This window comes from Aeromicrobium sp. (genome assembly GCF_049587115.1).
GTDB lineage: Bacteria > Actinomycetota > Actinomycetes > Propionibacteriales > Nocardioidaceae > Aeromicrobium.
In genome coordinates, this window is record NZ_JBAVDI010000117.1 from 1 (window position 1) to 4,726 (window position 4,726).

Sequence of the window (4,726 nt, forward strand, 5' to 3'; positions counted from 1 at the left end):
ACGGCGGCGGCGCATACGTGGAGCCGGCCATCGTGACGGTCTCGATCATCTCGCCACCACCGAGGAACGGCGGCAGCTCGGCCAGCAGGTCGTAGCGACCCCACAGCACGCCGATGCCGGTGGGACCGACCATCTTGTGACCCGTGAACGCGACGAAGTCCGCACCGAGCGCGGCCACGTCAACCGGAAGCTGGGGCACGGCCTGGGATGCGTCGACGACGACCAGTGCTCCGACGGCGTGCGCCCGGGCGATGATCTCGTCGAGCGGGTTGATGGTCCCGAGCATGTTGGAGACCCAGGTCACCGAGACGACGGCCGTCTGCTCGGTGATCAGAGCATCGATGTCGTCGAGGTCCAGGCGCCCCTCGTCGGTGACGCCGAACCAGCTCAGGTTCGCGCCGGTTCGCTGGCAGAGCTGCTGCCACGGCACGATGTTGGAGTGGTGCTCCATCTCGCTGATGACGATCCGGTCGTTCGGGCCGATCCGACCCGAGTCGCCCAGCGTGCGGGCAACCAGGTTGAGCGCCTCGGAGGCATTCTTGGTGAAGATGACCTCGTCGCGGCTGGGCGCACCGATGAAGTCCGCAATCTTGTCGCGACCCAGCTCGAACGCCGCGCTCGCCTCGGTGCCGAGCTGGTGCATGGCGCGGGCGACATTGGCGTTGTGCATCCGATAGTGGTCATCTATCGCGTCGATGACCTGCCGCGGCTTTTGCGAGGTGTTGGCGCTGTCGAGGTAGACCAGCGGGACGTCGCCGGCCAGGCGACGTCCCAGGATCGGGAAGTCCTCCCGGATCCTGGCGACGTCGTACGTCTGGGTGCCCTCGACCACGGTCATGACTGAGCCGCGGCCTTGACGTACTTGTCGTATCCCTCTGCCTCGAGCTGGTCGGCGAGCTCGCGGCCGCCGCTCTCGGCCAGCCGGCCGGCGACGAAGACGTGGACGAAGTCGGGCTTGATGTACTGCAGGATGCGTGTGTAGTGCGTGATCAGCAGCACTCCGCGATCACCCTGCTGGCTGAACCTGTTCACGCCGTCGGAGACGACCCGCAGGGCGTCGATGTCCAGACCGGAGTCGGTCTCGTCGAGCACCGCGAACTTCGGGTTGAGCAGCTCGAGCTGCGCGACTTCGTGACGCTTCTTCTCGCCACCGGAGAAGCCTTCGTTGACGCTTCGCTGCGCGAACTCCTTGCCGAGCGTCACGCGCTCGAGCGCCTCGTTGACGTCCTTGACCCACGTACGCAGCTTGGGAGCCTCGCCGTCGATCGCGGTCTTCGCGGTGCGCAGGAAATTGGCGACCGAGACGCCCGGAACCTCGACCGGATACTGCATCGCGAGGAAGAGGCCGGCTCGGGCGCGCTGGTCGACCGTCATCGACAGGATGTCGACGCCGTCGAGAGTCGCCGAGCCGCTGGTCACGTCGTACTTGGGGTGGCCGGCGATGGAGTAGGCCAGCGTCGACTTGCCGGAGCCGTTGGGCCCCATGATGGCGTGCACCTCACCGGAGCGGACCGTCAGGTTGACGCCCTTGAGGATCTCCTTGTCGCCCTCTTCGGTCTTGACCGAGACGTGCAGGTCCTTGATCTCAAGTGTTGCCATGTGTCTTCAGCTCCTGGGTGTCGAGAGATCGACCATGACGGTGTCTCCCTCGATCTTTGTCGTGTAGGTGGGTACGGGTTCGGTGGCAGGCAGGTTGACCGGCTTGCCGGTACGCGCGTCGAAGCGAGAGCCGTGCAGCCAGCACTCGATTTCGCAGCCTTCGACATCGCCCTCGGACAGCGGGATCGAAGCGTGCGAGCACTCGTCACGCAGCGCGTAGATGTCGTCGCCATCACGGATCAGGGCGACCTCGGTGCCATCGATCTCGACTGCGAGCACCCCGCCCTGGGGAACGTCCGCCAGTGCGGCGGCAGGGACGAGGCTCATGCGAGTCGTCCTACGTGCTCGGCGAGCTCCTCCTCGATGGAGGCGATCAGTCGCTCCTGCAGGGAGGGGACGCCGATGCGCCGGATGATGTCGTTGAAGAAGCCATGAACGACGAGACGGCGGGCCTCCTCCTCCTCGATTCCGCGGCTCTGCAGGTAGAACAGGTGCTCGTCATCGAAGCGACCCGTCGTGGACGCGTGCCCCGCGCCCTCGATGTCGCCGGTCTCGATCTCGAGGTTGGGCACCGAGTCCGCCTTGGCGCCATCGGTCAGCACCAGGTTGTCGTTGCTCTCGTACGTCAGGATGCCCTCGGCCTCCTTGCGGATCAGGACGTTGCCGATCCAGACCGTGTGAGCGTCCTTGCCCTGCAGCGCGCCCTTGTACTCGACGTTGCTCTTGGTACGTGGAGCCGTGTGGTCGACGAACAGGCGGTGCTCGATGTGCTGCCCCGCGTCGGCGAAGTAGACGCCGAGCATCTCGACGCTGCCGCCGGTGCCCCGGTAGTCCGCCGAGGTGCTCGCGCGGACGACGTCTCCGCCAAGGGAGACCGCGATGTGCCGCAGCTGGGCGTCACGACCGACCCGGGCGTGCTGGGTGACGACATGGACGCTGTCATCATTCCAGTCCTGGATCGTCACGAAGGTCAGCTGTGCGCCGTCCTCGAGCACGACCTCGATGTTCTCGGCCCACGTCGCGGATCCGTCGTAGTCCACGACGACGACGGTCTTGGAGAACTGACCGGCACGAACGAGCAGGTGCCCGGCCGCGGCCTGGTCCGCGCCGCTGCCATGCAGTCGGATCGTGGTTGGCTCGTCGGTCTCGAGATTGGCCGGGATCGTCACCTCGAAGACCGACCGAGCGGCTTCCCAGGCGCGTGCCGACACACGATCGACCGGAACGTAGCCGGAGGCACCGCGGGCGGAATCGGCCGCTGGCACCGACACGGCGCTGATGCCGTCGGGTGCGTCAACCTGGATCGAGAGGTCGTCGCCGTCCAGCGGGGTGTCCTGATGCAGCCCGCGGAGGCGCTTGAGCGGGGTGAACCGCCAGATCTCCTCCAGGCCAGTCGGAACCGAGTGGTCGGCGAGGTCGAATGACCCTTCCGGGTGCAGGTGCGACTCCACCGGCGAAAGCTCCAGAGCCGTGGACAGGTCTTGAACTGCTGCTCCGGTGGGAGCTTGTAGCGAGGTCGTCATCCGACAGCACCCTCCATCTGGAGCTCGATCAGGCGGTTCAGCTCAAGCGCGTATTCCATCGGCAGCTCGCGCGCGATCGGCTCCACGAATCCGCGGACGATCATCGCCATGGCCTCGTCCTCCTCCATGCCGCGTGACATGAAGTAGAAGAGCTGGTCGTCGCTGAGCTTGGACACGGTGGCCTCGTGACCCAGCGTCACGTCGTCCTCGCGGACGTCGACGTACGGGTAGGTGTCGGAGCGGCTGATCTGGTCGACCAGCAGCGCATCACACTTGACCGTGCTGGCCGATCCCTCAGCACCCTCGAGCACCTGCAGCAGACCGCGGTAGGACGTGCGTCCACCGCCGCGAGCCACGGACTTGCTGAGGATCGAGCTCGACGTGTTGGGCGCCGCGTGCACCATCTTGGCGCCGGCGTCCTGGTGCTGGCCCTCGCCAGCGAAGGCGATCGACAGCGTCTCGCCACGAGCGTGCTCGCCCATCAGGTAGACCGCGGGGTACTTCATGGTGACCTTGGAGCCGATGTTGCCGTCGACCCACTCCATCGTCGCGCCTTCTTCGCAGACAGCGCGCTTGGTGACGAGGTTGTAGACGTTGTTCGACCAGTTCTGGATCGTCGTGTAGCGGACGCGGGCGCCCTTCTTGACGACGATCTCGACGACGGCCGAGTGCAGCGAGTCGCTGGAGTAGATCGGCGCGGTGCAGCCCTCGACGTAGTGAACGTACGAGCCCTCGTCGGCGATGATCAGCGTGCGCTCGAACTGACCCATGTTCTCGGTGTTGATGCGGAAGTAGGCCTGCAGCGGGATGTCGACCTTGACGCCCGGCGGCACGTAGATGAACGACCCGCCAGACCAGACCGCGGTGTTGAGCGCGGCGAACTTGTTGTCGCCGACTGGGATGACGGAGCCGAAGTACTCGCGGAACAGCTCGGGCTGCTCCTTGAGCGCGGTGTCGGTGTCGAGGAACTGGACGCCCTTCTCCTCGAGGTCGGCCCGGATCGAGTGGTAGACGACCTCGGACTCGTACTGCGCAGCCACACCCGCGACGAGGCGCTGCTTCTCCGCCTCCGGGATGCCGAGCTTGTCGTAGGTCGCCTTGATGTCAGCGGGCAGGTCGTCCCAGCTCTGCGCCTGCTTCTCGCTGGAGCGCACGAAGTACTTGATGTTGTCGAAGTGGATCCCGGACAGGTCCGAGCCCCAGGTCGGCATGGGCTTCTTCTCGAACAGCTTCAGGCCCTTCAGGCGCAGGTCGAGCATCCACTGGGGCTCGTCCTTCTTCTGCGAGATGTCGCGGACGACGTCCTCGCTGATCCCGCGCGTGGCGTCGACGCCGGCAGCGTCAGAGTCGGACCAGCCGAACTTGTAGGTGCCGAGTCCTTCGAGCTGTTCGGGTGCAGCGGTCATCGGGTGGCCTTCACTTCCTCGGGTGTGGCGGTGTCAACAGGAGCAGGGATGAACGTGGTGCAGATGCCGTCGCCGTGGGCGATGGTGGCGAGCCGCTGGACGTGCACGTCGAGCAGGCGGCCGAGCGCCGTGGTCTCGGCCTCGCACAGCTCGGGGAACTCGGTGGCGACGTGCTGGACCGGGCAGTGACCCTGGCAC

General features: G+C 66.1%; 5 protein-coding genes and 1 pseudogene. All 6 read right to left on the reverse strand.

The window, feature by feature from the left end; genetic code table 11:
- A partial coding sequence (locus WB461_RS10815) for an aminotransferase class V-fold PLP-dependent enzyme (RefSeq protein ID WP_423852740.1) occupies positions 1-838 on the reverse strand: 838 nt, incomplete at its 3' end.
- Positions 835-1,599, reverse strand: a complete 765-nt coding sequence (sufC, locus tag WB461_RS10820; RefSeq protein ID WP_423852741.1) for a Fe-S cluster assembly ATPase SufC — start codon at positions 1,597-1,599, stop codon at positions 835-837. The genes WB461_RS10815 and sufC, both read right to left, overlap by 4 nt.
- A gap of 6 nt (positions 1,600-1,605) precedes the next feature.
- Entirely contained in the window at positions 1,606-1,926 is a 321-nt protein-coding gene (locus tag WB461_RS10825; protein ID WP_423852742.1) for a non-heme iron oxygenase ferredoxin subunit, read from the reverse strand.
- Complete coding sequence (gene sufD / locus WB461_RS10830; RefSeq protein ID WP_423852743.1) at positions 1,923-3,122, reverse strand: Fe-S cluster assembly protein SufD; 1,200 nt, start codon at positions 3,120-3,122, stop codon at positions 1,923-1,925. The genes WB461_RS10825 and sufD overlap by 4 nt, the downstream gene beginning before the upstream one ends.
- Positions 3,119-4,528 (reverse strand): Fe-S cluster assembly protein SufB, encoded by a 1,410-nt coding sequence (sufB, locus tag WB461_RS10835; protein WP_423852744.1) that lies wholly within the window; start codon positions 4,526-4,528, stop codon positions 3,119-3,121. Before sufB ends, sufD begins: the two co-directional genes overlap by 4 nt.
- Positions 4,525-4,726, reverse strand: a pseudogene (locus tag WB461_RS10840) (transcriptional regulator); the annotation flags it as partial. The pseudogene WB461_RS10840 and the gene sufB, both read right to left, overlap by 4 nt.

Excerpts from the sequence above, each read along its gene's own strand:
- WB461_RS10825 (WP_423852742.1), bottom strand. The coding sequence starts at position 1,926 with ATGAGCCTCGTCCCTGCCGCCGCACTGGCGGACGTTCCCCAGGGCGGG.
- sufD (WP_423852743.1), bottom strand. The coding sequence starts at position 3,122 with ATGACGACCTCGCTACAAGCTCCCACCGGAGCAGCAGTTCAAGACCTG.
- sufB (WP_423852744.1), bottom strand. The coding sequence starts at position 4,528 with ATGACCGCTGCACCCGAACAGCTCGAAGGACTCGGCACCTACAAGTTC.
- sufC (WP_423852741.1), bottom strand. The coding sequence starts at position 1,599 with ATGGCAACACTTGAGATCAAGGACCTGCACGTCTCGGTCAAGACCGAA.